The organism is Streptomyces wedmorensis (assembly GCF_000716445.1).
Classification (GTDB): domain Bacteria; phylum Actinomycetota; class Actinomycetes; order Streptomycetales; family Streptomycetaceae; genus Streptomyces; species Streptomyces wedmorensis.
The window spans coordinates 1-25,661 of record NZ_JNWK01000021.1; the positions used below are offsets into that span (position 1 = coordinate 1).

A 25,661-nucleotide genomic window follows, 5' to 3' on the forward strand; every position below is an offset into this window, starting at 1 on the left:
TTCCTTATCCGACAGGATCAACTCGGCCTTCGGCCGCCCCGTACGTGCCATAGGGCAAGCCTATACATCTGAACAGAATTCCTGACTCAGAAGACTAGGAACCCACCGCGGCCCAGAAGTGGCCCGTGATGTCGTCGAGGTAGGCCCGGCCCTCGTCGCCGGTCGCGCCCGAGGCGCCCCAGCTGCTGGTGGCCGCCATGCGGGCGTGGTAGTCCGTGTGGAGCCGCTGGAGAGCGGACTCCAGCCTCCGCTTCGGCAGCGGCAGCATCTTCACGGCCGGTTTCACATAGGCCTGCCAGCGGGTGGTGGCGGCGTCCCGCAGGAGCTCGGCGAGACGCTCGTCGCCGCCGGTCGCGGTGATCAGGGCGCGCGGGCCGAGGCCGAGGACCTCGGCGAGGGCGGCCGTCTGGCGCTCGGTGCCGCGCCACCGGCCCTCGTCCTCCATCCGCTGGTACGCGTGGGCGGCCACGCCCACGAGACGGGCCAGCTCCTCGGCGGAGAGCCCGCGCGCCATCCGGTGCTCGCGGAGGGTGGAGGCGGTGGCGATCAGTTCGGCGGGGGAGCACCACAGGACGCCCGCGAGGGCGGTGAGCTCCTGTTCGTCGGGGCGGGCTCGGCCGCGTTCCCAGGCGGCGACGGTCTCGGGGTCGACGAGGAGGCCGTACTGCGCGCGCAGGCCGTAGGCGACGTGGCCGGGGGCCATGCCGAGGCCCTCGCGGAGCCGGCGGGCGGCCTGGGCGTCGAAGGGTGGGGAGGGTTGGTGCACCCGGCCACGGTAGGTGCGGACGGTGACGACTGGCTACGGTGCGTTCGCCCAACGTGCGAGGTCGTAGGAACGTGGGAACCGATCAGTAACCGCGCTTGCGCCCGTCGAGCCAGCGGTACTGGAGCTCGGGCCGTCCTATCTGGCCGTACTGCGGCGCCCGCACGGCCCGGCCCTCGGTCACCAGGTGCTCCAGATAGCGGCGCGCGGTGATCCGGGAGATCCCGACCGCCGCCCCCGCCTCGGCGGCGGTGAGTCCGGCCGGCGTGTCCCGCAGGGCGCGGGTGACGGACTCCAGGGTGGGCGCGCTGAGGCCCTTGGGGAGCGTCGCGGGCTGCGGGGCCCGCAGCGCGGCGAGCGCCCGGTCCACCTCGTCCTGCCCGGACGCCTCCCCGGCCGCCGCCCGGAACTCGGCGTACCGGGCGAGCCGGTCCCGCAGGGTCGCGAAGGCGAACGGCTTCAGTACGTACTGCACGACGCCCAGGGACACCCCCTCCCGGACGATCGCCAGGTCGCGGGCCGAGGTCACCGCGATCACGTCGGCCGCGTGCCCGGCCGCCCGCAGCGCCCGCAGCAGCTGGAGACCGTGTCCGTCGGGCAGGTACAGGTCCAGGAGGATCAGGTCGACCGGCGTCCGGTCCAGGATCCGCACCGCGGCGGCCCGCGAATGCGCCACGCCGACGACGGTGAAGCCCTCGACGCGGCCCGCGTACAGCGCGTGGGCGTCCGCCGCGACGGGATCGTCCTCGACGACGAGGACCCGGAGGGGAGCGGTGCTCACGCGGTCACCTCCACGCGGGCGGCGCCCGCGGGCGCGGAGGCGTCCGGCAGCGGCAGTCGTACGGTGAACTCGGCGCCGCCCGCCGCCGCGTCGGTGAGGGTCAGGGTGCCGGCGGCGCGCGAGACGGCCTGGCCGACGAGGCCGAGGCCGAGGCCGCGGCCGGGGCCCCGGGTGGTCCAGCCGCGGCCGAGGACGGCGTCCCGGTCGGCGGGGCGGACACCGGGTCCGCTGTCGCCGACGCGGAGGAGGAGCTCGCCGTCGCCGGCGCGGGCGGCGACGGTGACCGTCACGCGCGCGTGAGGGGTGCCGCCCGCCGCCTCGACCGCGTTGTCGATGAGGTTGCCGAGGATCGTCACCAGGTCCCGCGAGGGCAGCGCCGCCGGCACCAGGCCGTCGTCGATGCGGCTGTCCTCGGTGAGGACCAGCTCGACGCCCCGCTCGTTGGCCTGCGCCGCCTTGCCGAGCAGCAGGGCGGCGAGCACCGGCTCGCCGACCGCGTCCACGACCCGGTCGGTGAGGGCCTGGGCGAGTTCCAGCTCGGCGGTCGCGAACTCCACCGCTTCGGCCACCCGGCCGAGTTCGATGAGCGAGACGACCGTGTGCAGCCGGTTCGCCGCCTCGTGGGCCTGCGAGCGGAGCGCCTCGGTGAACCCCCGCTCGGAGTCCAACTCGCCGGAAAGGGCCTGGAGTTCCGTCCGGTCCCGGAGGGTGACGACGGTGCCGCGCCGCTCCCCGCCCACCACCGGGCGGGTGTTGACGACGAGGACCCGGTCGGCCGTCAGGTGCGTCTCGTCGACGCGCGGCTCCGAGGAGAGGAGCGCCCCCGTCAGCGACGCGGGCAGGCCGAGTTCGGCGGCCGGCCGGCCGACGACCCCCTCGTCCAGACCGAGCAGCTCCCGCGCCCCGTCGTTGATCAGGGCGATCCTGCGCCCGCCGTCGAGCATGACGAGCCCCTCGTGGACCGCGTGCAGCGCGGCCTCGTGGTAGTCGTGCATCCGGCTCAGCTCCGTCGCGTTCATGCCGTGCGTGTGGCGGCGCAGGCGCGCGTTGACGACGTACGTCCCCGCACCGCCGAGCGCGAGCGCCGCGCCCGCCATGCCGAGCAGGGCGGCCACCTGCTCCCGCACCTGCTCGCTGATCCGCTCGATGGTGATGCCCGCGCTGACCAGGGCGACGACCCTGCCGTCGGCGTACACCGGCGCGACCGTCCGCACGGAGGGCCCGAGCACGCCGAGGTGGGTCTCGGAGTAGAAGCGGCCCTGCCGCGCCTCCTCGATGTGGCCGAGGTACGTCCGGCCGATCTGCTCCGGCTCCGGGTGCGTCCACCGGGTGCCGTCCGGCGCCATGATCACCACGAAGGCGACGTCCGCGTGCCGGCGCAGCGACTCGGCGTACGGCTGGAGGACGGCCGTCGGGTCGGCGGACCGGGCGGCGGCCGCCACGGCGGGGGAGTCGGCGACGGCCGCGGCGGTCGCCGTGGACTGGCGGCGCGCGGTCTCCTCGGCCTGCGCGAGGTCCGTGACGTACGCGAAGAACGCGCACCCCGCCACGACGACGGCCACGAGCACGACCTGCATCGCGAACAGCTGGCCCGCCAGGCTGCGGGGGCGGGGGAGGGGGAGGCGCATGCGGGTAAGTGTGCACGGCGGAGTTTGCGCCGGGTCATTGCGTTCCCGAATCGTTCCCTTCCCGCCCGTGCCCTTCCGGTCCCTCCGCACGCTTCGGCCGTGAACGAAACGTACGCAACCGTGACCCCGGTCACAGGCTGGTGGATAGTCGCGGAGTCCACCGGGACGTGGACATCCATCAGCACGAGGAGGACCCCGTGGCCGCACGGCGGGACCGTACGCACTATCTGTATCTGGCCGTCATCGGCGCCGTACTGCTCGGCATCGCGGTCGGCTTCCTGGCGCCGGGCGTCGCCGTCGAGCTCAAGCCCCTGGGCACCGGCTTCGTCAGCCTGATCAAGATGATGATCTCGCCGATCATCTTCTGCACGATCGTGCTCGGCGTCGGATCGGTCAGGAAGGCCGCCAAGGTCGGCGCCGTCGGCGGCCTCGCCCTCGGCTACTTCCTCGTGATGTCGACCGTCGCACTCGCGATCGGCCTGCTCGTCGGCAATCTCCTGGAGCCCGGCTCCGGGCTCCACCTCACCCAGGAGATCGCCGAGGCCGGCGCCAAGCAGGCCGAGGGCGCGAGCGAGTCCACGACGGACTTCCTGCTCGGCATCATCCCCACCACCCTCGTCTCCGCCTTCACCGGCGGCGAGGTCCTCCAGACCCTCCTCGTCGCCCTCCTCGCCGGCTTCGCGCTCCAGGCCATGGGCAGCGCCGGCGAGCCCGTCCTGCGCGGGATCGGCCACATCCAGCGGCTCGTCTTCCGCATCCTCGGCATGATCATGTGGGCCGCCCCCGTCGGCGCCTTCGGCGCGATCGCCGCCGTCGTCGGCGCGACCGGCGCCGCCGCCCTCAAGTCGCTCGCCGTCATCATGATCGGCTTCTACCTGACCTGCGGACTCTTCGTCTTCGTCGTCCTCGGTGCGCTCCTCCGGCTGGTCGCCGGGATCAACATCTGGTCCCTGCTGAAGTACCTGGGCCGCGAGTTCCTGCTGATCCTCTCCACCTCCTCCTCCGAGTCGGCGCTGCCCCGGCTCATCGCGAAGATGGAGCACCTCGGCGTCAGCAAGCCCGTCGTCGGCATCACCGTGCCGACCGGCTACTCCTTCAACCTCGACGGCACCGCGATCTACCTCACGATGGCCTCCCTCTTCACGGCCGAGGCCATGGGCGACCCCCTCTCGCTCGGCGAGCAGATCTCCCTCCTCGTCTTCATGATCATCGCCTCCAAGGGCGCCGCCGGCGTCACCGGCGCCGGGCTCGCCACCCTCGCGGGCGGCCTCCAGTCGCACCGGCCCGAACTCGTCGACGGCGTCGGCCTCATCGTCGGCATCGACCGCTTCATGAGCGAGGCCCGCGCCCTCACCAACTTCGCCGGCAACGCCGTCGCCACCGTGCTGGTCGGCACCTGGACCAAGGAGATCGACAAGGCGCGGGCCGCCGAGGTCCTCGCCGGCCGCGTCCCCTTCGACGAGCAGACCCTCGTCGACGACCACGCCCCCGCGGCCGTCCCGGACCAGCGGTCCGAGGAGGGCGAGGAGAAGGCCCGCGCGGGCGTCTGACGAACCCCGGGTCCCGGGCCTTGAGCCGGATCCGGGCCCCGGGAGGAGGGCGGCCCCGCGTCGGGACCGCCCTCCTCGTCGTGACCGGACGTCCAAGCCCGCCCTCCTCGTCGTGACCGGACGTCCAAGCCCGCCCTCCTCGTCGTCACCGGCCGTCCGGGACCGCCCTCCTCCACGTCACCGGCTGTCCGGGACCGCCCTCCTCCACGTCACCGGCCGTCCAGGGCCGCCAGTTCCTCCCGTGAGAGCAGGAGCTCCGCCGCTCCAGCCGAGTCCCGTACGGTCTCCGGCCGGCTCGCCCCCGGGATCGGCAGGACGGTCTCCGAGCGGGCCAGCAGCCAGGCCAGCGCGATCCGCTGGGGGCTGACCCCGCGTTCCCGCGCGATCCGGTGGAAGACGCCGAACTCCGGGCCCTCCTCCAGGGCGGACGCCCCGTCCAGGGAGCTCCGGGAGATTCCGCCCAGCGGGCTCCACGGCAGGAACGCGAGACCGAGTTCCGCGCAGAGCCCCAGTTCGGCCTCGCTCTCCCGCACCGCCGGCGAGTACCGGTTCTGTACGGAGACCAGCCGGTCGCCGAGGACCTCGCGGGCCAGCCGGATCTGCCCGGTGTCCACGTTCGAGACGCCCGCGAGGCGGATCGTGCCCCGGTCCAGCAACTCCCTTACCGCTCCGAGGGATTCGGCGAACGGGACGGCGGGGTCCGGCTTGTGCAGCTGGTAGAGGCCGATCGCGCCGCCGCCGAGCCGCCGCGCCGAGGCCTCCGCCGCCCGGCGCAGGTGCTCGGGGCGGCCGTCGACGGTCCAGCCGCCGTCCGGTGTGCGCCCCCGGCCGCCCTTCGTCGCGACGAGCACGCCGTCCGTACCGCCGCCGTAGGAGGCGAGGGCGCGCGCCACGAGGAGTTCGCCCTCGCCGGGCGTGCCGTTCGGCGGGTGGTAGGAGTCCGCGGTGTCGAGGAGGGTGACTCCCGCGTCGAGGGCGGCGTGCACGGTGGCGACGGCCCGCGCCTCGTCGGGCCGGCCCTCGATGGAGAGTGGCATGGTGCCGAAGCCGACCGCGCCGACGCGTACGTCCCCGAGCATGCGGTACCGCATCAGCTCGCCTCCCCGGCGGTCTCCGCGACCGCGGCCCCGACCGTCTCGGCGACGGCCTTCGCCAGCCATTCCGCGGAATGACCGAAGGAGTAACCGAGCGAGACGGCACGGGAATTGTCCATGCCGTACGAGCGGGCGAAGGAGAAGGGCGAGACCTCGCCGACGTCGACCCGCCGGAAGACGACGCGGCCGCCGACGTGCTTCTCGATCTCGGCGCAGATGTCGGCGGTGGTGAGGGGGCCGTGGGAATGCGCGTTCACGGGCCCGGTGAATTCCGAGGCGACGGCCCAGGCGAGGAAGGCGGCGATCTCGTCGACGTACACGTACGTGGCGGGGTGGTTGACGGCCGGTACGGCGATGGGTTCGGCCGCGCGGACGCGCCGGGCGTAGTGGTCGAGCCGGCCGGTGAAGTCGTCGGGCCCGCCGAGGACGTGGGCGACCCGTACCGACGCCCAGGCGAAGGGGGCGCCGGCCGCGAAGACCGCCTCGGCCTGACGCTTGCCCTCGCCGTAGTGGGCGCCGAGGAACTCCGGGTCCCCCCAGGGCAGGGCGGTGTCGACGGTGACCGCCGAGAGGTCGAGGGCGGACTCGGCGACCGGTGCGGCCGAGTCCTCGTACTCGTACACCTCCACCGTCGACGTCATCACGTAGCGGCGGGTGCGGGTCCGGAACACCCGCAGGGCGATCTCGGCCTGGCGGGGGGTGTAGCAGACCTGGTCGACGACGACGTCGAAGGAACGGCCGGCGAGAACCGATTCCAGGGAGGCTTCGTCGTCGCGGTCGGCGACGAGCTGCTCGATTCCCTCGGGGGCGGGGGAGGAGCCCCGGTTGAGCACCGTGACGCCGTGCCCGGATTCCCGCAGCAGCGCGATGAGCCGCTTTCCGAAATAGCGGTTGCCGCCGATGACCAGAATGTTCACGAATCCCAACTCCTTTGCCTTCGGGGACAAGTGTTACGTTGTGCGCTCGCCGGATGAAGGGGGAGACATGGGAATGCGGGCCGTCCCGCCGAAGGAACCACGGCCTTCGCGCGCCGGCGCCGACGAAACGTCGGTGGCCGCCTTCGACGCCATCGACCGGCAGATCCTGGACCTCCTCCAGAGCGACGGCCGCATCAGGCTCAGCGAGCTCGGGCGCCGGGTACGGCTCAGTCCGGCGGCGGTCACCGAGCGGGTGCGGCGCCTGGAGGCGGGAGGGGCGGTCACGGGATACGGGGCCCATGTCTCACCGGCGCGGCTCGGCTACGGCATCCAGGCCTTCATCAGGGTGAACCCGCACGGCGGCTACACCCTCAAGCACCCCCGCACCCTGGAGCTCACCGCGCGCCCCGAGGTCCTGGAGGTCCACCACGTGGTCGGCGAGGACTGCTGGATCCTCAAGGTCGCCGTCACCGACACGATCCACCTCGAAGAGGTCCTGGAGCAGACCTCGGCGCTCGGCCGGACCACGACCTCGATCGTCCTGTCGTCCCCGGTCGAGCGGAAGCCCCTGCTGCCGCCCGCATGACGCCGCCCGTCCCGGCCTCCCCCTCGCCTTGACGGCGCCGCCCCCTGGCGGAACCGGAGGACGTCCCGCCCGTGTGACCCGCTGAGCGCGCATACAGAAATACCCCGACTAGAATTGACAGTCGGGGTATTGCTTCGCGTATATTCATGGATTCCGTGTCCGGACACACAGAAGACGCGGAGAAGTTCAATAAACGCACTGTATCGCGCCGGGAGTCGAATTGTCAACCGAGGAATTTCGGAAAGAGCAGCAATTCATCACCGATCTGTACGGACGGCTCGACGACCTCAGGGACCAGGCCGAGGCCTCCGTCGCGCAGGCCCTGAGCACCCCGGGGGTCGGCAGCAACCAGGGCCGGCTCGAACGGGACGTGATGGTCGCCGAGCAGTCCGGCCTCCTCGCCGCGCTGAACGCGGGGGAGAGCGGGCTCTGCTTCGGCCGGCTCGTGTTCAAGGACGGACGCGACCACCACATCGGCCGGCTCGGCATCCGCGAGGACGACGCGAACCGCACCCCGCTCGTCGTCGACTGGCGCGCCGAGGTCGCCCGGCCCTTCTACCTCGCCACCGGGTACGAGCCGATGGGCCTCACCCGCCGCCGGCACATCACCACCGCCGGCCGCACCGTGACCGCGCTCCACGACGAGGTCCTCGACCTCGCCGACGCCACCCGCACCGGTCACGAGAGCCGCGACGCCGACGAGGTGCTGCTCGCCGCGCTCGACGCGGCCCGCACCGGCCGGATGCACGACATCGTGCAGACCATCCAGGCCGAGCAGGACGCCATCATCCGCTCGCCGCACCGCGGGGTCCTCGTCGTCGAGGGCGGCCCCGGCACCGGCAAGACCGCCGTCGCCCTGCACCGGGCCGCGTACCTCCTCTACGCCCACCGTGAGCAGCTCGCCCGGCGGGCCGTCCTGATCGTCGGCCCCAACCCGGCGTTCCTCGGCTACATCGGCAACGTCCTGCCCTCCCTCGGCGAGACCGGCGTCCTCCTCGCCACCCCCGCCGAACTGTTCCCCGGCGTCCGCGCCACCGGCACCGACACCCCGGAGGCCGCCGCCGTCAAGGGATCCGCGGCCATGGCCGACGCCCTCGCCGCGGCGGTACGCGACCGCCAGCAGGTCCCCGACCGCGGCGAGCCGCTCGTCGTCCCGCACGACGACGGCGACCTGGTCATCGACTGGGACATGGCGCTGGAGGCCCGCCACAAGGCCCGCGAGACCGCCCTCCCGCACAACCTCGCCCGCCCGTACTTCGTCTTCCGGATCCTCGACGCGCTCGCCGAGCAGCTCGCCGACCGGATCGGCGCCGACCCCTACGGCGGCCCCAACTTCCTCGGCCCCGACGACATCGCGCTGCTCGCCAAGGGCATCGCCGCCAACTCCGAGGTGTACGAGGCGATCGGCACGCTCTGGCCCGCCCTCACCCCGCAGGACTTCCTCGCCGACTACCTCGCCGAACCCACCCACCTCCCCGACGCGGACGCCGCGGCGATCCGGCGCGACGGCGGACCCTGGACCCCCGGCGACGTGCCCCTGCTCGACGAGGCCGCCGAACTCCTCGGCGAGGACGACTCGGCCGCCCGCGCCGCCGAGGAGGCCGAACGGCAGAAGCAGATCCAGTACGCGCAGGGCGTCCTCGACGTCTCCTTCGCCTCCCGCACCTACGAGTTCGAGGACAAGGAGGAACTCGACAAGGACGCCTCCGAGGTCCTCTCCGCCCACGACATCATCGACGCCGAGCGCTTCGCCGAGCGCCACGAGGAGGCCGACCACCGCACCGCCGCCGAACGGGCCGCCGCGGACCGCACCTGGGCCTTCGGTCACATCATCGTCGACGAGGCCCAGGAGCTCTCCGCGATGACCTGGCGGCTTCTCATGCGTCGCAGCCCCACCCGCTCCATGACCCTGGTCGGCGACCCCGCGCAGACCGGCGACCCGGCGGGCGTCGGCGCCTGGGAGAGCATCCTCGCGCCGTACGTGGAGGACCGCTGGGACCACGTGCGCCTCGGCGTCAACTACCGCACGCCCGCCGAGATCATGGCCGTCGCCGCCGAGGTGCGGCGGTCCGACGACCCCGCCTTCGAACCGCCGAGCTCCGTCCGCTCCACCGGCGTGGAACCCTGGGACCGCGCCGTCGAGGACCCGGTCAAGGAGGCCGCCGACGCCGTCGCCGCCGAGGCCCGCGCGGAGGGCCGGCTCGCCGTCATCGCCCCGCCCGCGCTCCACCCCGGTCTCGTCGCCGCCCTCCCGGACGCCTCGTACGGCCCGAAGCCCGACCTCACCAGCCCGGTCGTCCTGCTCGACCCCCGGCAGGCCAAGGGCCTGGAGTTCGACACCGTCCTCGTCGTCGACCCGGACGGCATCCGGGCCGGCGCCACGCACGGGGTCAACGACCTGTACGTGGCGCTGACCCGGGCCACTCAGCGCCTGGGGATCATCCGCCCGGCGGCTGTCCCACCGGCCTCCGCGCGGGCCGTCACGCCGGCCTGAGCCAGACCGTCGCCAGCGGCGGCAGCGTCATCCGCAGGCTCGTCGAGCGGCCGTGCCACGGCACCGACTCGGTCTTCACCGGGTCGGTGCCGACGACGTCCCCGCCGCCGTACCGCGCCGCGTCCGTGTTCAGGACCTCCGCCCAGGCGGCGAACGTGTCCGGCACCCCGAGCCGGTAGTCGTGCCGGACGACGGGCGAGAAGTTGGACACCGCGAGCAGCGGCGAGCCGAACGCGTCGAAGCGCAGGAACGCGAAGACGTTGTCGTCGGCCGCGTCCCCGACCACCCACTGGAAGCCCTCCGGGGCGGTGTCCCGCTCCCAGAGCGACGGGATCGCCGCGTACACCGTGTTCAGGTCCCGCACCAGGTCCCGCACGCCCCGGTGGTCCGCCTCCGCCCCGTACGCCGGGTCGAGCAGCCACCAGTCCGGGCCGTGCTCCGCCGACCACTCCGCGCCCTGGGCGAACTCCTGGCCCATGTAGAGGAGCTGCTTGCCGGGATGGGCCCACATGAACCCCAGGTAGGCCCGGTGGTTGGCCCGCTGCTGCCACCAGTCGCCCGGCATCTTCGACACCAGGGACCGCTTGCCGTGCACGACCTCGTCGTGCGAGATCGGCAGGATGTAGTTCTCGCTGTACGCGTACACCATCGAGAACGTCATCTCGTGGTGGTGGTACTTGCGGTGCACCGGCTCCTTCTCGACGTAGCCGAGCGAGTCGTGCATCCAGCCCATGTTCCACTTCATGCCGAAGCCCAGGCCGCCGAAGCCGCCCGGACCCACCTGGTCGGTCGCCCGCGTGACCCCGTCCCAGGCCGTCGACTCCTCGGCGAAGGTCACGATGCCCGGGCAGCGCCGGTACACCGTGGCGTTCATCTCCTGGAGGAACGCCACCGCGTCCAGGTTCTCCCGGCCGCCGAACTCGTTCGGCAGCCACTCGCCGTGCTCCCGCGAGTAGTCGAGGTAGAGCATCGACGCCACCGCGTCCACCCGGAGCCCGTCGATGTGGAACTCCTGGCACCAGTACACCGCGTTCGCCACCAGGAAGTTCCGCACCTCCTTGCGGCCGTAGTCGAACTCCAGGGTCCCCCAGTCGGGGTGGTGCGAGCGGCGCGGGTCCTCGTGCTCGTACAGCGGGCGCCCGTCGAACTCGGCCAGCGCCCAGTCGTCCTTCGGGAAGTGCGCCGGGACCCAGTCCATCAGGACCCCGATCCCCGCCCGGTGCAGCGCGTCCACCAGGTGCCTGAAGTCGTCCGGGGTGCCCATCCGGGCCGTCGGCGCGTAGAACCCGGTCACCTGGTAGCCCCAGGAGCCGCTGAACGGGTGCTCGGCGACGGCCATGAACTCCACGTGCGTGAAGCCCAGGTCCCGCACGTAGCCGGGGAGCTGCTCGGCCAGCTGCCGGTACGTCAGGCCCGGACGCCAGGACGGCAGGTGCATCTCGTACACCGACAGCGGCGCCTCGTGGTGCGGGCGGGCCCCGCGCCGCTCCATCCACTCCGCGTCGTCCCACACGTAGTGCGACTCCGTGACGATGGACGCGGTGTTCGGCGGGCACTCGGTGCGGCGGGCCATCGGATCCGCCCGGACGGTGTGCGAGCCGTCCGGGCGGGCGATGTCGTACTTGTAGACGGCGCCCTCGCCGATCCCCGGCACGAACAGCTCCCACACGCCCGTCGAACCCAGCGACCGCATCGGCAGCCCCGTGCCGTCCCAGCACGTGAAGTCGCCCGTGACCCGCACGCCGCGCGCGTTCGGCGCCCACACGGCGAACCGGGTCCCGGCGACGCCCTCGTGGGTCATCGTCCGGGAGCCCAGCGCCGTCCACAGCTCCTCGTGCCGGCCCTCCCCGATGAGGTGCAGGTCGAGCTCGCCGAGCGACGGCAGGAAGCGGTACGGGTCGCGTACGGCCAGCTCGTCGCCGCCGTCCTCGTAGCGGACGCGCAGCTCGTACGCCGGGACCTTGCGCAGCAGCGGGATCACCACAGAGAAGAGCCCGTCCCCGTCGTCGTGCAGCACCACGCGCCGGTCCTTCGTGACGACGGCGACCTCCTTCGCCCACGGGCGCAGCACCCGGACGGCGACGCCGCCCCGCACCGGATGCGCGCCGAGCACGCCGTGCGGGTCGTGGTGCTCGCCCGCCAGCAGCCGGGCCCGCTCGCCCGGATCCAGCGGTGGCGCCTTCCGCGGCGCCGTCCGGTCCACCGGTGGCGCCTTCCGTACCGCGGTCCGGTCCGGCTTGGGCGTCTTGTTGGTACGGGACGTCTTGCCTGCGGATCGGGCGGTCACCGGGGGCCTCCTGGAGGGCGAGGGGAACGGGGGTACGGATGCGCAACGTCTCTGGGTCCCGCTGGACACTCGGCCGAACGGGCCCCACCCCGTTCCCGCAGGCGAGCGCCGTCCCCCGCGGCCTCCCTCTGCTCCGAACGTGTCGCGGACGGCGTGGGGCGCCCGATCACAGGGGGGTGGCCAGGCGGTGGATGGCGGACATGGGGACGGGGAGCCAGTCGGGACGGTGACGGGCCTCGTAGACGACCTCGTAGACCGCCTTGTCGGTCTCGTAGGCACGGAGGAGCGCGGGGTCCGCGCGCGGGTCCTCCCCGGCCGCCTCGGCGTACCCCGTGCAGTAGGCGGCCCGGCAGCGGGCGGCCCAGTCGGCGTTCCAGGGGCGGTGGGTGCGGGCCGCGTAGTCGAAGGAGCGGAGCATGCCCGCGACGTCGCGGACGGTGGGCTGGGGGCTGCGCCGTTCGTCGAGGGGCTTCGCGGGTTCGCCCTCGAAGTCGATGACGGCCCAGGCGCCGTCGGATCCGCGGAGGGTCTGCCCGAGGTGCAGGTCGCCGTGGATGCGCTGGAGCGCCCCCGCGCCGGCGCCGGCCGCCGCGAAGACCGCCCGCAGGCCGGGCACGTACGGCAGGAGCGCGGGCACGGCCTGGGCCGCCGCGTGGAGGCGGCGGTCCATCGCGTCGGCGGCCTCCTCGGCCTCGGCCTTCCGCAGCCGCCGGGTGGGCAGGGCCGCGGCGAGGGCGAGGTGGACCTCGGCGGTGGCGCGGCCGAGGGCGCGGGCCTCGGCGGTGAACTCGCGGCCGTCGGCGAGCGCGTCGAGGGCGAGCCGCCAGCCGTCCCGCGAGTTGCGCAGATAGGGCTGGAGGACGCCGAGGGTGGAGGCCCCGGACTCGAACCAGGCGACCGGCGCGGGGACCCGTTCGCAGCCGGCCTGGCTGAGGGCGAGCGGGAGTTCCAGGTCGGGGTTGGCACCGGGGCTGACCCGCCGGAAGATCTTCAGGATGAACGAATCTCCGTAGACCAGAGACGAGTTGGACTGTTCGGCGTCGAGCATGCGGGGGGCCAGGGCGGCGGGCAGGGCCGTGGTGGCGTGGAAGCGCAGGGGGCCGGTCCGGCCCGGGGTGCGCAGCCGCTCGTAGAGGAGTCCGGCGAGCCGCGGGTCGCGCAGCCCTTCGTACACGGCCCGTCCGGCGAGCGGCCCCTGCCGGATCCGCCCGATCAGGGCGGGGGCGAGGCGGGGCGGCAGCTGGGTGCGTACGCCCAGGAGGAGTTGGTAGCAGTCGGCGGGCGTCCCGGCCGGGCGGCCCGGTTGTTCGACCCGTACGAGGAGATGGAGGAGGCCGGGTCCCGCGCCGTCCAGAGGCAGCAGCTCGGTGGCCGCGTCCAGCGTGAATCCGGTGACCCGGCGGCCCTTGCCCGCGAACCAGCGCTGCCGTGGCAGCCATTCGTGGAGCAGGGGGGCGAGGGCCGGGAGGAGGGCGTCCGGGGCCCGGGTGGTGGATGCGGTCTCCGGCATGGCATCGCGTCCTTTCCCCGGGGTGCGCAATGGGCTTTCGTGTGCTTTCAAATGCGCAGAGTGTCCCGGATTGCGGCTGTGACTGTCCGGATGTGCGGGACGTGTCGGAAAGGGAAGATCCGTATGGGTCCGCCAAGTGGGCCCGGATGGACCTGAATCGTGTGTCGTTCACAGTGCCCAGAGTGGGACGGGGGAAACCGTCCCACCCCGGGTGAGCGAGAACTGGCTCCCGCTCAGGCCTTCTTGAGACGGAACCAGTAGAAGCCGTGTCCCGCAAGGGTCAGGAGGTAGGGCAACTGCCCGATCGCCGGGAACTTCACCCCGCCGATCAGCTCCACCGGCCGGATGCCGTCGAAGCGCCGCAGGTCCAGCTCGGTGGGCTGCGCGTGCCGCGAGAAGTTGTTCACGCACAGCACCAGGTCGTCGTCGTCCTCCCTGAGGAAGGCGAGCACCGCCGGGTTGGACGCCGGGAGTTCCGTGTACGTCCCCGTGCCGAAGGCACGGTTCTGCTTTCGGATCTCGATCATCCGTTTCGTCCAGTGCAGCAGGGACGAGGGCGAAGCCATGCCGGCCTCGACGTTGGTCACCTGGTAGCCGTGGACCGGGTCCATGATGGCCGGCAGGTAGAGCCGTCCCGGGTCGCAGGAGGAGAAGCCCGCGTTCCGGTCGGGCGTCCACTGCATCGGGGTCCGTACGCCGTCCCGGTCGCCCAGCCAGATGTTGTCGCCCATGCCGATCTCGTCGCCGTAGTACAGCACCGGGGAGCCCGGCAGCGAGAAGAGCAGCGCGGTGAACAGCTCCATCTGCTTGCGGTCGTTGTCGAGGAGCGGGGCGAGACGGCGCCGGATGCCGATGTTGGCCCGCATGCGCGGGTCCTTGGCGTACTCGGCGTACATGTAGTCGCGCTCTTCGTCGGTGACCATCTCGAGGGTGAGCTCGTCGTGGTTGCGCAGGAAGATGCCCCACTGACAGCCGGAGGGGATCTCCGGGGTCTTCGCCAGGATCTCGGAGACCGGGTAGCGGGACTCGCGCCGAACGGCCATGAAGATGCGCGGCATGACCGGGAAGTGGAAGGCCATGTGGCACTCGTCGCCGCCGGAGCGGAAGTCGCCGAAGTAGTCGACGACGTCCTCCGGCCACTGGTTCGCCTCGGCGAGCAGCACCGTGTCGGGGTAGTGGTCGTCGATCTCCTTGCGGACCCGCTTGAGGAAGGCGTGGGTGGCGGGCAGGTTCTCGCAGTTGGTGCCCTCCTGCTGGTACAGGTACGGCACCGCGTCGAGCCGGAACCCGTCGATCCCCAGGTCGAGCCAGAACTTCAGGGCGGAGAGGATCTCGTCCTGCACCGCCGGGTTCTCGTAGTTCAGGTCCGGCTGGTGCGAGAAGAACCGGTGCCAGTAGTACTGCTTGCGGACCGGGTCGAAGGTCCAGTTCGAGGTCTCGGTGTCGACGAAGATGATCCGGGCGTCCGCGTACTGCTTGTCGTCGTCGGCCCAGACGTAGTAGTCGCCGTACGGCCCTTCCGGGTCGCGCCGCGACTCCTGGAACCACAGGTGCTGGTCGCTGGTGTGGTTCATGACGAAGTCGATGACCACGCGCATACCGCGCTGGTGGGCCGCGTCGACGAACTCGACGAAGTCGGCGAGGTCGCCGAACTCCGGCAGCACCGAGGTGTAGTCGGCGACGTCGTAGCCGCCGTCCCGCAGCGGGGACTTGAAGAACGGCGGCAGCCAGAGGCAGTCCACGCCCAGCCACTGGAGGTAGTCCAGCTTGGACGTGATGCCCTTCAGGTCGCCGACTCCGTCCCCGTTGCTGTCCTGGAAGGAGCGGACGAGGACCTCGTAGAAGACGGCCCGCTTGAACCAGTCGGGGTCGCGGTCCTTGGCGGGGGTGTCCTCGAAGGTGTCGGGGACGGGCTCGTTGACGGTCATGATGTGGGTGACCCTCCGGTCTGCGGGGACGGTCGCAGGACCAGGACGTGCGCGGGTGTGACACCCGGTTCCAGGCGCACGTAACTGGCCCTGCCCCAGTGATAGGTCTCGCCGGTGAGCTCGTCGCGCACCGGCACGGTCTCGTGCCAGTCGAGGCCGAGTTCCGGCATGTTCAACGAGAGTGAAGCCTCCTGGGTGTGGTGCGGGTCGAGGTTGACGACCACCAGGACGGTGTTCGAACCCGAGCGCTTCGAGTAGGCGATCACCTGAGGGTTGTCGGTGTCATGGAACGTCAGGTTCCGCAGCCTGCGGAGCGCCGGGTGACGGCGCCTGATCCGGTTCAGGGTCGTGATCAGCGGGGTGATCGTGGCCCCCGCGCGCTCCGCCGACTCCCAGTCCCGGGGCCTCAGTTCGTACTTCTCCGAGTCGAGGTACTCCTCGCTGCCGTCCCGCAGCGCGGTGTTCTCGCACAGTTCGTACCCGGCGTACATGCCCCACGAAGGCGACAGCGTCGCCGCGAGCACCGCCCGTGCCTCGAACGCGGGCCGGCCGCCCTCCTGGAGGTAGGCGTGCAGGATGTCGGGGGTGTTCACGAAGAAGTTCGGGCGCATCTGCGCGGCCGTCTCGCCGGACAGCTCGGTGAGGTACTCCGTCAGCTCCTCCTTGGTGTTCCGCCAGGTGAAGTACGTGTACGACTGCTGGAAGCCGATCGCGCCGAGCGTCCGCATCATCGCCGGCCGCGTGAACGCCTCCGCCAGGAAGATCACGTCCGGGTCGGCCCGGTTCACCTCGCCGATCACCCGCTCCCAGAACACCACCGGCTTGGTGTGCGGGTTGTCGACGCGGAAGATCCGGATGCCGTGGCCCATCCAGAACCGCAGGATCCGCACGGTCTCCTCGACGATCCCGTCCATGTCCCGGTCGAACGCGATGGGATAGATGTCCTGGTACTTCTTCGGCGGGTTCTCCGCGTACGCGATCGAGCCGTCCGGCCGGTGGTGGAACCACTCGGGGTGCTTCTCCACCCACGGGTGGTCGGGGGAGCACTGGAGCGCGAAGTCCAGCGCGATCTCCAGCCGCAGCTCCCGGGCCCGCGCCACGAACGCGTCGAAGTCCTCGAACGTGCCCAGGTCCGGGTGGAGCGCGTCGTGCCCGCCCTCCGGCGAACCGATCGCCCACGGCACGCCCACGTCCTCGGGCGACGCCGAAAGCGAGTTGTTCGGGCCCTTGCGGTGGGTCTCGCCGATCGGGTGCACCGGCGGCAGGTACACCACGTCGAAGCCCATCGCCGCCACCGCCGGCAGGCGTTCGGCCGCGGTGCGGAAGTTCCCGGGGACCGTACGGCCCCTGACCTTCCGTACGCCCTCCGAGCGCGGGAAGAACTCGTACCAGGAACCGAACAGGGCCCGCTCCCGCTCCACCTGGAGGGGCAACGCGGGCGAGGAGGACAGCAGTTCGCGCAGCGGGTACCGGTCGAGGGTCTCGACCACCCGCGGGGCGAGCGAGGCCGCGAGCCGGACGGCGGCCGGCCGGGACGGGTCGCGCAGCGCGTCCGCCGCCGCCAGCACCGCCTCACGGCCGCCGCCCTTCTTCGGGACGCCCTTCGCGGCGCGCTCGTGCAGCTCGGCCCCCTCGGCGAGGACCAGTTCGGAGTCGATCCCGGCCGGGATCTTGATCCTCGCCGTGTGGCGCCAGGTCGCCAGCGGGTCGCTCCAGGCCTCGACGGTGTACGTCCACAGGCCCTCGGCGCCCGGGGTGACCTCGGCACCCCACCGGTCGCTGCCGGGGGCCAGTTCGCGCATCGGGGTCCAGGGACCGGGGCGACCGGACGGGCCGCGCAGCACGACATTGGCGGCGACCGCGTCGTGGCCCTCGCGGAACACGGTCGCCGTCACCTCGAAGGTCTCTCCGGCCACCGCTTTCGCGGGGCGCCGGCCACAGTCGACCAGCGGGCGTACGTCCAGTACGGGAATGCGTCCCATGAGCGGATTCACAGCATCACCTGACGGGTTACGGGGGTGCGGTTGGTGGTGCGCTCTTTCTAGCTCCGTCGACGGCCGGCGGGTTGCGGGCATGGCCGCTCCTGTCCGCGTTCACTCGAATGGCGGGTCCACAGGGAGTACGGGGGTCCACGGGAAGTACGGGGTCACGAGGGATGGTTTCGGGAGGCGTACCGGAGGAGCCTTCCACGGTCGTCGGGCGGGCAATCCGGCGCTTTGTTAACTACTCGGGCGTAGCCGTACCGGCAAGCACGCGGTCCGGACAGAAAAGAGCCCCGCCTTCTGTGGGGCGGGGCTCTGTTTCCGGCCGCGGGTCAGTGGTGCGGCGACGCGTCCGGCTCGTCCGCGTCCGTCGCCCAGACCTGCCACGGCTGGCGGGCCACCCACTCCTCCACCGGCGGCGGGTCGAGGGCCAACACCTCGGTGGAGACGCCGTCGTCGTCGGCCATCAGGAGTGGATCCGCGCCGCTCGCCATGTAGTGGTAGATCCCGGCCACTCCGGCTGCCGCCGCCCCGCCCAGGACCCGGGCGAGACCGTGCTCGAAGGCGACCGGATCCAGCTCCTCGTACCGCACCGCCCGGCCGAGCCCCCGGCCGAAGGCCGCCGCCAGCTCGCCGCCCGTCAGCGACCGCGCACCGCCGATGTCGAACGTCCGGCCCTCCAGGCCCTCCCGGGTCAGCGCGGCGAACGCCGCCTCCGCCAGGCCCCGGTGGGACAGCCACGCCGTCCGCGCCGACTCCGGCAGCGGATAGGAGAGAACGCCCTCGTCGACGAGCGCCGGGCCGTTCCACGGCGAGAACAGGTTGTCCAGGTACACCGGCGGGCGGATCACCACCAGCGGCACCCCGCTGTCCCGCAGCACCCGCTCGGCGAGCCGCCGCGTCTCGAAGGCGGCGATGTCCGTCGGACCGAGCGGAATGCGCGTGTTGGCGTTGAACACCAGCCGGACCGTGCCCGCCTTCAGGGCCGCCTCCGCGACGTTCCACGCGTACGTCTCCACCCGCTCGCTCTCGTACACCAGCGGCATCGTCACGAACGCGTGCGTCGTCCCCTCGAAGAACCGCCGCACCTCGGCCGGCCGCCCCAGGTCGCCGGCGACGAACACGGCACCGGGCAGCGGCGGCCGGTCCGCCTCGGGGCGCCGGGTCATGGCCCGCACCCGGTGCAGCCGCTCGGCGAGGAGACGGGCCACCGCGGCGCCCTGGAAGCCGGTCGCGCCCACCACCGCCACCCGCATCGGAATCTCACTGGACATGTGTGTCTGAGGCCCTTCGATAGGCTGTCACCGCTGTCGTGTCGGCGCCCTTCCAGGCTCGCCGCGACGGCTTCGGCCGTTCAATTAACAAACCGGGGCGGAAGTTGAAGGATCGTCCATGGAAACCGTGGGAACCGACCGGCACGAGCAGCGCGAGGACCTCCTCAGCGAACTGCTGAAACCCCTCCGCCTCACCGGGGTCTTCGACAGCCGCTGGCACGTCCGGGCCCCCTGGGCCATCGAGGGCGACGCCGAGCGCAGCTGCGCCGTCCTCCACTACGTCGTCGAGGGCGACTGCTGGATCACCACCGAGGACGAACCCCCCGTCGAACTGCACGCCGGCGACCTCGTCGTCTTCCCCACCGGCACCGCGCACCGCCTCGCCGACCGGCCCGAGCGCCAGGGCGTCCCCCTCAAGGCCGTCCTGCCCGAACGGCAGCCCGGCACCTCCGGCGAGATCGTCATCGACGGCACCGGACCCGAGAGCCGGCTCCTGTGCGCCGGACTCCACTACGACGCCAGCGCCGCCACCGGCCTCTACACCTCGCTGCCCTGGGCCCTCGTCCTCGACGGCCCCCAGGTCGACCGCGAACCGCTGCTCCGCGACACCCTCCGGCTGCTCGCCGCACCCGACCGGCCCGTCGGACCCGGCGACCGGCTCATCACCCTGCGCGCCTTCGAGATGGCCCTCGTCCTCGCCCTGCGCCCGCTGCTCCGCGACCTCGCCGACAACCCGGCCTCGCTGCCGCTGCTGCGCCACCCCGGGATCAGCCGCGCGGTGGTCATCATGGCGACCCGCTTCGCCGAACCCTGGACCATCGACTCCGTCGCCCGCGAAGTCGGCATGTCCCGCTCCGCGTTCACCGCCGCCTTCCGCGACCTGGTCGGCGAGTCGCCCGCCCGGTACCTCGCCGCCCGCCGCATGCAGGAGGCCGGCCGCCTCCTCTCCGAGACCTCGCTGCCCCAGTCGGCCGTCCCGTCCCGCGTCGGCTACCAGAGCGCCGTCGGGTTCCACCTCGCCTTCCGCAAGTGGTTCGGGGTGACCCCCGGCGAGTACCGCGCGGGGGAGGTCAGCGCCGCCTGACACCCCGACCTGACATCTTCGGGAGCCCCTGGACGGATCTTAAGGACCCCTGGACGGAAGCTCATTGTCCCGGCGGTCCGCGCAGGCCCAGGCTCGGGTCCGGCAGAGCGCTGACACCCGAGGAGAGGCGAGGCACCGGTGACGAGGTCGGGGCAGGAGTATCTGGAGGGGCTGCGCGACGGGCGCGCGATCTGGCTCGACGGGGAGCGGGTCGACGACGTCACCGCGCACCCCGCCTTCCGGGCCTCCGCGGCCTCCTTCGCCCGGCTCTTCGACCTCGCGGACGACCCCGTCCACCACCCCGTCCTCGTCCAGGGCGGGGTGCGCCGCGCCTGCGCCGTACCGCGCTCCTACGAGGACCTGGTCGCCCGCCGCCGCGCCTTCCGCACGACGGCCGAGGCCAGCTACGGCTTCCTCGGCCGCACCCCCGACTACATGGCCGCCGGCGCGGCCGGGTTCGCCGCCGCCCCCGGCGTCTTCACCGGCGACACGTTCGACGGCGCCGGGAACGCGCTCGCCTTCCACCGCCGGCTCGCCGAGGGCGACCTGCACACCGCGTTCACCCTCACCAACCCGTCCCCGGGCCTCGGCGGCGACGACCTCACCCTGCGGGTCGTCGGGGAACGCGACGGCGGGATCGTCGTCCGCGGCGCCAAGACCATCGGCACCGGCGCGGTCTTCGCCGACGAACTCCTCGTCGGCACCATCGAGCCGCTCGCCGACGACGACACCGAGCACGCCGTGACCTTCTCCGTACGGCCCGACACCCCCGGCCTCGCCCTGATCTCCCGCACCTCCTACGAGCAGCGGTCCCGGTCCGTCTTCGACCACCCGCTCTCCTCCCGGTACGACGAGAACGACGCGATGCTGGTCTGCGACGACGTCCTCGTGCCCTGGGAACGGGTCCTCACCTACAGGGACCCGGCCACCACAGGCGCCATCTGGTGGCGGACCCCCGCCTACCTGAACCTCGTCCACCAGTCCGCCACCCGCTTCTGGACCAAGCTCGCGTTCCTCACCGGCCTGGCGATCCTCGTCACCCGCTCCCACGGCACCGAGAAGCTGCCGCCCGTCACCCAGGCCCTCGGACGGCTCCTCGGCATGGTCGCCCAGGCCAAGGCGTTCGTCCTCGCCGCGGAAGCCTCGTACGAGGAGGTCGACGGCGGCCGCGGCGGCGTCCGCCCCGGCCAGGAGATCTCCTTCGCCCAGCGGATCATGGCCGGCGAGCTCTACCCGCGGGCGATCCAGGACATCAAGCTGCTCGCCGGCGGCTCCCTCGTCCAGCTGCCCGCGAGCGGCCGCGACCTCCTCCACCCCGACCTCGGCCCGCTGGTGAACCGCTACTACGCGGCCCCCGGCCAACCCGCCGAGGACCGCGTCAAACTCCTCAAACTCGCCTGGGACGCGCTCGGTTCGGAGTTCGCCGGACGCCACGAGCAGTACGAGCGCTTCTACCACGGCGCCCCGCACGTCTACCTGACCATGCAGACCTGGGCCGGCTCGGCGGGGGAGTGCGAGAGCCTCGCACAGGCCTGCCTCGACGGCTACGGCCTGGGGACGACCCGGTGACGCCACCACCGGTGCCACGACGGGGAGCGCTCGCGCTGCTCGCCTCCACCCAGCTCCTCCTCATCGCGGACACCGCGATCGTCAACGTCGCCCTGCCCTCCGTCGGCGCGGACCTCGGATCCGGCTCCACCGGCCTCTCCTGGGTCGCCAACGCCTACCTGATCGCCTTCGGCGGACTCCTCCTCCTCGGCGGACGCGCCGCCGACCTCCTCGGCCACCGGCGCGTCCTCCTCGGCGGCCTCGCCCTGCTCGCCACCGCCTCCGCCCTCGGCGGTCTCGCCCCCGACGCCGGAACCCTCGTCGCCGCCCGCGCCGTCCAGGGCGCCGGCGCCGCCCTCGCCGCGGCCGCCGCCTTCGCCCTGCTGCTCCTGCTCTTCCCCGACGGGCCCGCCCGCCACAAGGCGCTCGGCGCCTTCGCCGCCATGGGCGGCCTCGGCGGCGTCCTCGGCACCGTCCTCGGCGGCGTCCTCACCGGCCTCCTCGGCTGGCGCGCCACGTTCTGGCTGAACGTGCTCCTCGCCGCCGTGCTCGCCGTCCTCGCCCTCGGCGTCCTCGACCCGCGCACCGGACGGGCGTTCCGCGGCGGCTTCGACCTCGCCGGAGCGCTCACCGCGACCGCCGGACTCGGCCTCGTCGCCTTCGCGCTCGTCGGCGGCGCCGACGCCGGGCACCTCTCCGGCCGCACCCTCGGCGCCGGGGGAGCGGGCCTGGCGCTGCTCCTCGCCTTCGCCGCCGTCGAGCGCCGGGCCACCGCGCCGCTCGTCCCGCCGCCGGTCCTGGCCCGCCCCGCGCTCCGGCTCGCCAACATCCTCGCCGCGCTCGCCCAGACGACCCTCTTCCCGATGTTCTTCCTGGTCAGCCTCTACCTGCAGAGCGTCCTCGGGTACGCGCCCCTCGGCGGCGGCCTCGGCCTCCTCCCGCTCTCGCTCGTCGTCGTCGCCGTCGCCCCGCAGACCGGCCGGATCATCTTCCGGATCGGCCTCCACCGGACCATGACCCTGGGCTTCGCCCTCCTCTGCGCCGGCACCCTCTGGCTCGGCCTCGCGCTCACCGCCGACGGCACCTTCGCGACCACGGTCCTCGCGCCCAGCCTGCTTCTCGGCGCCGCGCTCCCGCTCGTCATGGTCACCACCAACGTGGCGGCCACGGCCGACGCCGCACCCGAGGAGACCGGCCTCGCCTCCGGACTCGTCAACACGGCCCAGCAGTTCGGTTCCGTCCTCGGCCTCGCCGTCCTGGTCGCCGTCGCCACCACCCGCACCGAGGCCCGGGACACCGCCCGCGCCGCCGCCGAGACCGCCGGCTTCCGCGCCGCCCTCCTCACCGGCGCCGCCCTCGCCGCCCTGGCCGCCCTGCTCTCCGTACGGCTCCACCTTCCGGAGCGCTCCCCGAAGCGCCACCCGTCGTCCACCACCACCGGCCAGTGAGCCGGCGAAGAGAGGAGCCGGTCTTGCTCGGCGATCCGCGTCACCGCACCGAGGACATACGCGCCGCCGACCCGCTGGGCGCCGACGCCCTGCTCGCCGCCGTACCCGGGATGAACGAACGGGCCGACGTGGCCGCACTGACGGTCGCCCTGCGCGCCCTGGTCCCGGACCCGGACGAGGCGGCGCTGTGGAGCGTGGGCGGCGCGGCGGCGGCGATGCGGGACCTCGGCATCCTCCTCGGCTCGCTGAAACGGCACGGGGTGCAGCCGCTGGCCGCGGTGCCCGAGGCGCTGCCGGTGCTCGAACTCCTCGGCCGCCGAACGGACATGGTGCCCCGCGACACCGTCCACCACTACACGACCTGGAACCCGGTCGGCCCGCGCCGCCGCTCCTACACCGGCCATCCGACGGAGGCCCTGCTCCAGGAGGCCGTACGGATGGTGTTCCCGGCACTGACCGGCGCCCTCGACGACTGCGCCCGGCTCGCCGCACTCGAACCCTACGACCCCGGCTTCGCCGCCACCCTCGACCGGATCGCCCGCCAGGTGCGGGCCATGGTCGACTCCATCGACCTCACCGTCGCGAAGGTGTCCCCCGAGTACTTCGCACTGACGCTGCGCCCGTACTTCGAGGAGGTCGAGGTCGGCGGCCGCGACTACCTGGGGCCGGCCGCCGCGCAGGTGCCGCTCTGGCCGGTCGACCTGACGCTCTGGCAGTGCGACCGGACGGACCCGGCGTACGACGCCTTCCTCGCCGAGTCGGTGCCGTACGCGCTGCCGGCCTGGCGGGAGTTCCACGCCCGCCACCGGGGCGGGGTGTCGGCGGTGAGCAAGCTGTCGGCGGCGGTCAGCTGGGAGGGCGCGGACCGGCTCCCGCCACGGCTCGCCGCGTCGGCGGAGGCCCTCGGCCGGGTCCTGCGCGTCCTCAAGACCTTCCGGGCCCGGCACCTCGGCATCGCCCGCAAGGCGTACGACGACGACGTCCGCCTCTACGAGGAGGGCAGCGGCGGCGCCCCGGTCGCGCTACTGCGCTCCATCCTGGACCTGACCAGGGAGAACGAGACCATGGTGCGCCACGCGACCGTGCGACGCCGCCCCGCCGGTGCCCCCGTGGGGCCGACCGCCTAGGGGGTGTCTTGCTTAGGGGGTGTCTTGCCGATCAGGCCGGGCTCGCGGCGTCTGGTGCCGCGCCTCGCCGCGTTGTCGTCGGTCCGCAACGCTCCGCGTCGCCTCCCTCCTCCGCCTTGCGATCCGTCCCCTCGGCCCTGGCGGGCCCGGGGAGGCCCCAGGCACCAGACGCCGCTCCCTGATCCGGCCCGATCGACAAGACACCCCCTAGGAGCAGCGAAGATGTCGCGCCACACCACGCACCCGGCCCCGTACGCCCATCCCTACGGGCCGAGTCCGCACGTCGTGATCGCCGGCGGCGGCGTCGCCGGTCTGACGGCCGCGCTCGCCCTGCACGCCGCGGGGTTCGAGCGGGTGACGGTCGTCGAGGCGGCGGCCGCGATCCGCCCGCTGGGCGCCGGACTCAACCTGATGCCGAACGCGGTCCGCGAACTGGACGCCCTCGGACTGCTCGAAGCCGTCGAGGCGGGTGCCGTCCGCACCCGCGAACTGCGCTACTACCACCGGTCCGGCGGGCTGATATCGCGCGAGCCGCGCGGCCTCGGCGCCGGCTACCGCTGGCCTCAGCTGTCGGTCCACCGCGGCCACCTCCAACAGGTCCTCGCGGGCGCGGTACGGGCCAGGCTCGGGCCGGGCGCGCTGGTGACCGGCGTCCGGGTGACCGGCGCGGAGCCGCTGCCGGGCGGACGGCCGCGGCTGCTCATCGAGCACCGGGAGGGCGCCGTGCGCGGCCGGGCCTCGCTCGAACCGGACGTGCTGGTGGGCGCGGACGGCATCCGGTCGGCGGTCCGCGCGGCGCTGCACCCGGGCGAGGGCGGGCCGCCGTGGAACGGGATGCTGGTGTGGCGCGGGGTGTCCCGGATGCCGGCGCGGGCGGTGCGCCCGTTCATGCTGATCGCGGGCGACGACCGGCAGAAGGCCGTGGTCTATCCGATGAGCCGGCCGACCGGGCAGAGCGGGGAGGTCCTCGTGAACTGGGCGCTGGCCCGGCCCGCCGAGGCCGCGTGCGCGTCCGCGGCGGAGCGGCTGCGCGGCGACTGGAACCGGGCCGTACCGGTGGAGACGTTCCTCCCGTACTACGAGGGCTGGGAGTTCGACGGCGTCAGCGTCCCCGACGTGCTGCGCGCCGCCGACTCCGCGCACGAGTACCCGATGGTCGACCGCACCCCCCTCGACCGCTGGAGCCACGGCCGCACCACCCTCATCGGCGACGCCGCCCACGCCATGTACCCGATCGGCTCCAACGGCGCGACCCAGTCGATCGTCGACGCCCGGGCCCTCGCCCACCACCTGGCCCACCACGCCGACCCCGCCGAGGGCCTCGCCGCGTACGAACGCGAACGCCGGCCCGTCACCACCGCGCTCCAGCGTGCCAACCGGGAGCGCGGCCCCGAGGTCGTCATCGACCTCGCCCACACCCGCGCCCCGCACGGCTTCACCGACATCCACGACGTCATCCCCGCCGAGGAACTCGCCGCCGTCGCCGGCCGGTACGCCGCCACCGGCGGCTTCGACCCGGCGACCGTGAACCTCGGCTCCCCCTACGAGGTGCCCCTCCCCACGGCGTGAGCCCGCACGACAGGGGCGGCGTCCACCGCGTGACCCCGCGCGGGGGGCTTCACCGAACCGCGGGAGCCGGTACGCGCGCGGCCCCGCGGGG

18 protein-coding genes are annotated in these 25,661 nt (G+C 73.1%); 8 read left to right on the forward strand and 10 right to left on the reverse strand.

The features are described from left to right. Positions 1-94 precede the first annotated feature (94 nt). From OO54_RS18265 to OO54_RS18275, 3 genes are all read right to left on the reverse strand, one after another. Positions 95-703 (reverse strand): helix-turn-helix transcriptional regulator, encoded by a 609-nt coding sequence (locus OO54_RS18265; protein WP_234439304.1) that lies wholly within the window; start codon positions 701-703, stop codon positions 95-97. A 145-nt stretch (positions 704-848) separates the two neighbouring features. Beyond that, entirely contained in the window at positions 849-1,544 is a 696-nt protein-coding gene (locus OO54_RS18270; RefSeq protein ID WP_033204431.1) for a response regulator, read from the reverse strand. After that, a complete protein-coding gene (locus OO54_RS18275) occupies positions 1,541-3,172 on the reverse strand; it encodes a sensor histidine kinase (RefSeq protein ID WP_033204433.1) in 1,632 nt (543 codons plus the stop codon). Before OO54_RS18275 ends, OO54_RS18270 begins: the two co-directional genes overlap by 4 nt. 167 nt (positions 3,173-3,339) lie before the next feature. Here OO54_RS18275 and OO54_RS18280 point away from each other — a divergent pair, with 167 nt between their 5' ends. Next, on the forward strand, positions 3,340-4,722 hold the full coding sequence (locus OO54_RS18280) for a cation:dicarboxylate symporter family transporter (protein ID WP_399522759.1): 1,383 nt from the start codon (positions 3,340-3,342) through the stop codon (positions 4,720-4,722). A gap of 209 nt (positions 4,723-4,931) precedes the next feature. Here OO54_RS18280 and OO54_RS18285 read toward each other — a convergent pair whose 3' ends face one another. Continuing rightward, positions 4,932-5,813: an aldo/keto reductase gene (locus OO54_RS18285; RefSeq protein ID WP_033204435.1), complete on the reverse strand. Its 882-nt coding sequence runs from the start codon at positions 5,811-5,813 to the stop codon at positions 4,932-4,934. After that, entirely contained in the window at positions 5,813-6,733 is a 921-nt protein-coding gene (locus tag OO54_RS18290; protein WP_033204437.1) for an NAD-dependent epimerase/dehydratase family protein, read from the reverse strand. Before OO54_RS18290 ends, OO54_RS18285 begins: the two co-directional genes overlap by 1 nt. A gap of 67 nt (positions 6,734-6,800) precedes the next feature. Here OO54_RS18290 and OO54_RS18295 point away from each other — a divergent pair, with 67 nt between their 5' ends. Next, entirely contained in the window at positions 6,801-7,319 is a 519-nt protein-coding gene (locus OO54_RS18295) for an Lrp/AsnC family transcriptional regulator (RefSeq protein WP_200146609.1), read from the forward strand. A gap of 220 nt (positions 7,320-7,539) precedes the next feature. After that, positions 7,540-9,813, forward strand: a complete 2,274-nt coding sequence (locus OO54_RS18300) for a HelD family protein (RefSeq protein WP_033204439.1) — start codon at positions 7,540-7,542, stop codon at positions 9,811-9,813. Here OO54_RS18300 and glgB read toward each other — a convergent pair. The 5 genes from glgB to OO54_RS18325 form a co-directional block, all read right to left on the reverse strand. Continuing rightward, positions 9,800-12,100 (reverse strand): 1,4-alpha-glucan branching enzyme, encoded by a 2,301-nt coding sequence (gene glgB / locus OO54_RS18305; RefSeq protein WP_200146610.1) that lies wholly within the window; start codon positions 12,098-12,100, stop codon positions 9,800-9,802. The two genes, OO54_RS18300 and glgB, sit on opposite strands and share 14 nt — an antisense overlap. A 166-nt stretch (positions 12,101-12,266) precedes the next feature. Then, positions 12,267-13,610: a maltokinase N-terminal cap-like domain-containing protein gene (locus OO54_RS18310; protein ID WP_033204441.1), complete on the reverse strand. Its 1,344-nt coding sequence runs from the start codon at positions 13,608-13,610 to the stop codon at positions 12,267-12,269. 233 nt (positions 13,611-13,843) lie between these two features. Further along, on the reverse strand, positions 13,844-15,538 hold the full coding sequence (treS, locus tag OO54_RS18315) for a maltose alpha-D-glucosyltransferase (protein WP_033204442.1): 1,695 nt from the start codon (positions 15,536-15,538) through the stop codon (positions 13,844-13,846). Beyond that, entirely contained in the window at positions 15,535-17,520 is a 1,986-nt protein-coding gene (locus tag OO54_RS18320) for an alpha-1,4-glucan--maltose-1-phosphate maltosyltransferase (protein ID WP_063781451.1), read from the reverse strand. The genes treS and OO54_RS18320 overlap by 4 nt, the downstream gene beginning before the upstream one ends. 332 nt (positions 17,521-17,852) lie before the next feature. Further along, positions 17,853-18,794 carry an SDR family oxidoreductase gene (locus OO54_RS18325; protein ID WP_078905250.1) on the reverse strand — a complete coding sequence of 314 codons (942 nt, stop codon included), beginning with the start codon at positions 18,792-18,794 and terminating at the stop codon, positions 17,853-17,855. Positions 18,795-18,912: 118 nt separating this feature from the next. On the opposite strand from OO54_RS18325, the gene OO54_RS18330 reads away from it, so the two are divergent. The 5 genes from OO54_RS18330 (at position 18,913) to OO54_RS18350 (ending at position 25,570) form a co-directional block, all read left to right on the forward strand. Further along, positions 18,913-19,878: an AraC family transcriptional regulator gene (locus OO54_RS18330; protein ID WP_033204449.1), complete on the forward strand. Its 966-nt coding sequence runs from the start codon at positions 18,913-18,915 to the stop codon at positions 19,876-19,878. 138 nt (positions 19,879-20,016) lie between these two features. Next, on the forward strand, positions 20,017-21,447 hold the full coding sequence (locus OO54_RS18335; RefSeq protein WP_033204451.1) for a 4-hydroxyphenylacetate 3-hydroxylase family protein: 1,431 nt from the start codon (positions 20,017-20,019) through the stop codon (positions 21,445-21,447). A gap of 11 nt (positions 21,448-21,458) precedes the next feature. Beyond that, the gene (locus OO54_RS18340) at positions 21,459-22,874 is read left to right on the forward strand and encodes an MFS transporter (protein ID WP_051787028.1); all 1,416 of its coding nucleotides are present in this window, start codon (positions 21,459-21,461) and stop codon (positions 22,872-22,874) included. 23 nt (positions 22,875-22,897) lie between these two features. Then, the gene (locus OO54_RS18345) at positions 22,898-24,001 is read left to right on the forward strand and encodes a monodechloroaminopyrrolnitrin synthase PrnB family protein (RefSeq protein ID WP_033204454.1); all 1,104 of its coding nucleotides are present in this window, start codon (positions 22,898-22,900) and stop codon (positions 23,999-24,001) included. A 222-nt stretch (positions 24,002-24,223) separates the two neighbouring features. Continuing rightward, positions 24,224-25,570: an FAD-dependent monooxygenase gene (locus OO54_RS18350; protein ID WP_051787029.1), complete on the forward strand. Its 1,347-nt coding sequence runs from the start codon at positions 24,224-24,226 to the stop codon at positions 25,568-25,570. Positions 25,571-25,661 lie beyond the last annotated feature (91 nt).

Bases quoted from the DNA above. Each gene is read 5' to 3' on its own strand.
- OO54_RS18265 (WP_234439304.1), bottom strand. From the start codon at position 703: ATGGCCCCCGGCCACGTCGCCTACGGCCTGCGCGCGCAGTACGGCCTC.
- OO54_RS18275 (WP_033204433.1), bottom strand. From the start codon at position 3,172: ATGCGCCTCCCCCTCCCCCGCCCCCGCAGCCTGGCGGGCCAGCTGTTC.
- OO54_RS18285 (WP_033204435.1), bottom strand. From the start codon at position 5,813: ATGCGGTACCGCATGCTCGGGGACGTACGCGTCGGCGCGGTCGGCTTC.
- OO54_RS18295 (WP_200146609.1), top strand. From the start codon at position 6,801: ATGGGAATGCGGGCCGTCCCGCCGAAGGAACCACGGCCTTCGCGCGCC.
- OO54_RS18310 (WP_033204441.1), bottom strand. From the start codon at position 13,610: ATGCCGGAGACCGCATCCACCACCCGGGCCCCGGACGCCCTCCTCCCG.
- treS (WP_033204442.1), bottom strand. From the start codon at position 15,538: ATGACCGTCAACGAGCCCGTCCCCGACACCTTCGAGGACACCCCCGCC.
- OO54_RS18320 (WP_063781451.1), bottom strand. From the start codon at position 17,520: ATGGGACGCATTCCCGTACTGGACGTACGCCCGCTGGTCGACTGTGGC.
- OO54_RS18325 (WP_078905250.1), bottom strand. From the start codon at position 18,794: ATGTCCAGTGAGATTCCGATGCGGGTGGCGGTGGTGGGCGCGACCGGC.
- OO54_RS18330 (WP_033204449.1), top strand. From the start codon at position 18,913: ATGGAAACCGTGGGAACCGACCGGCACGAGCAGCGCGAGGACCTCCTC.
- OO54_RS18350 (WP_051787029.1), top strand. From the start codon at position 24,224: ATGTCGCGCCACACCACGCACCCGGCCCCGTACGCCCATCCCTACGGG.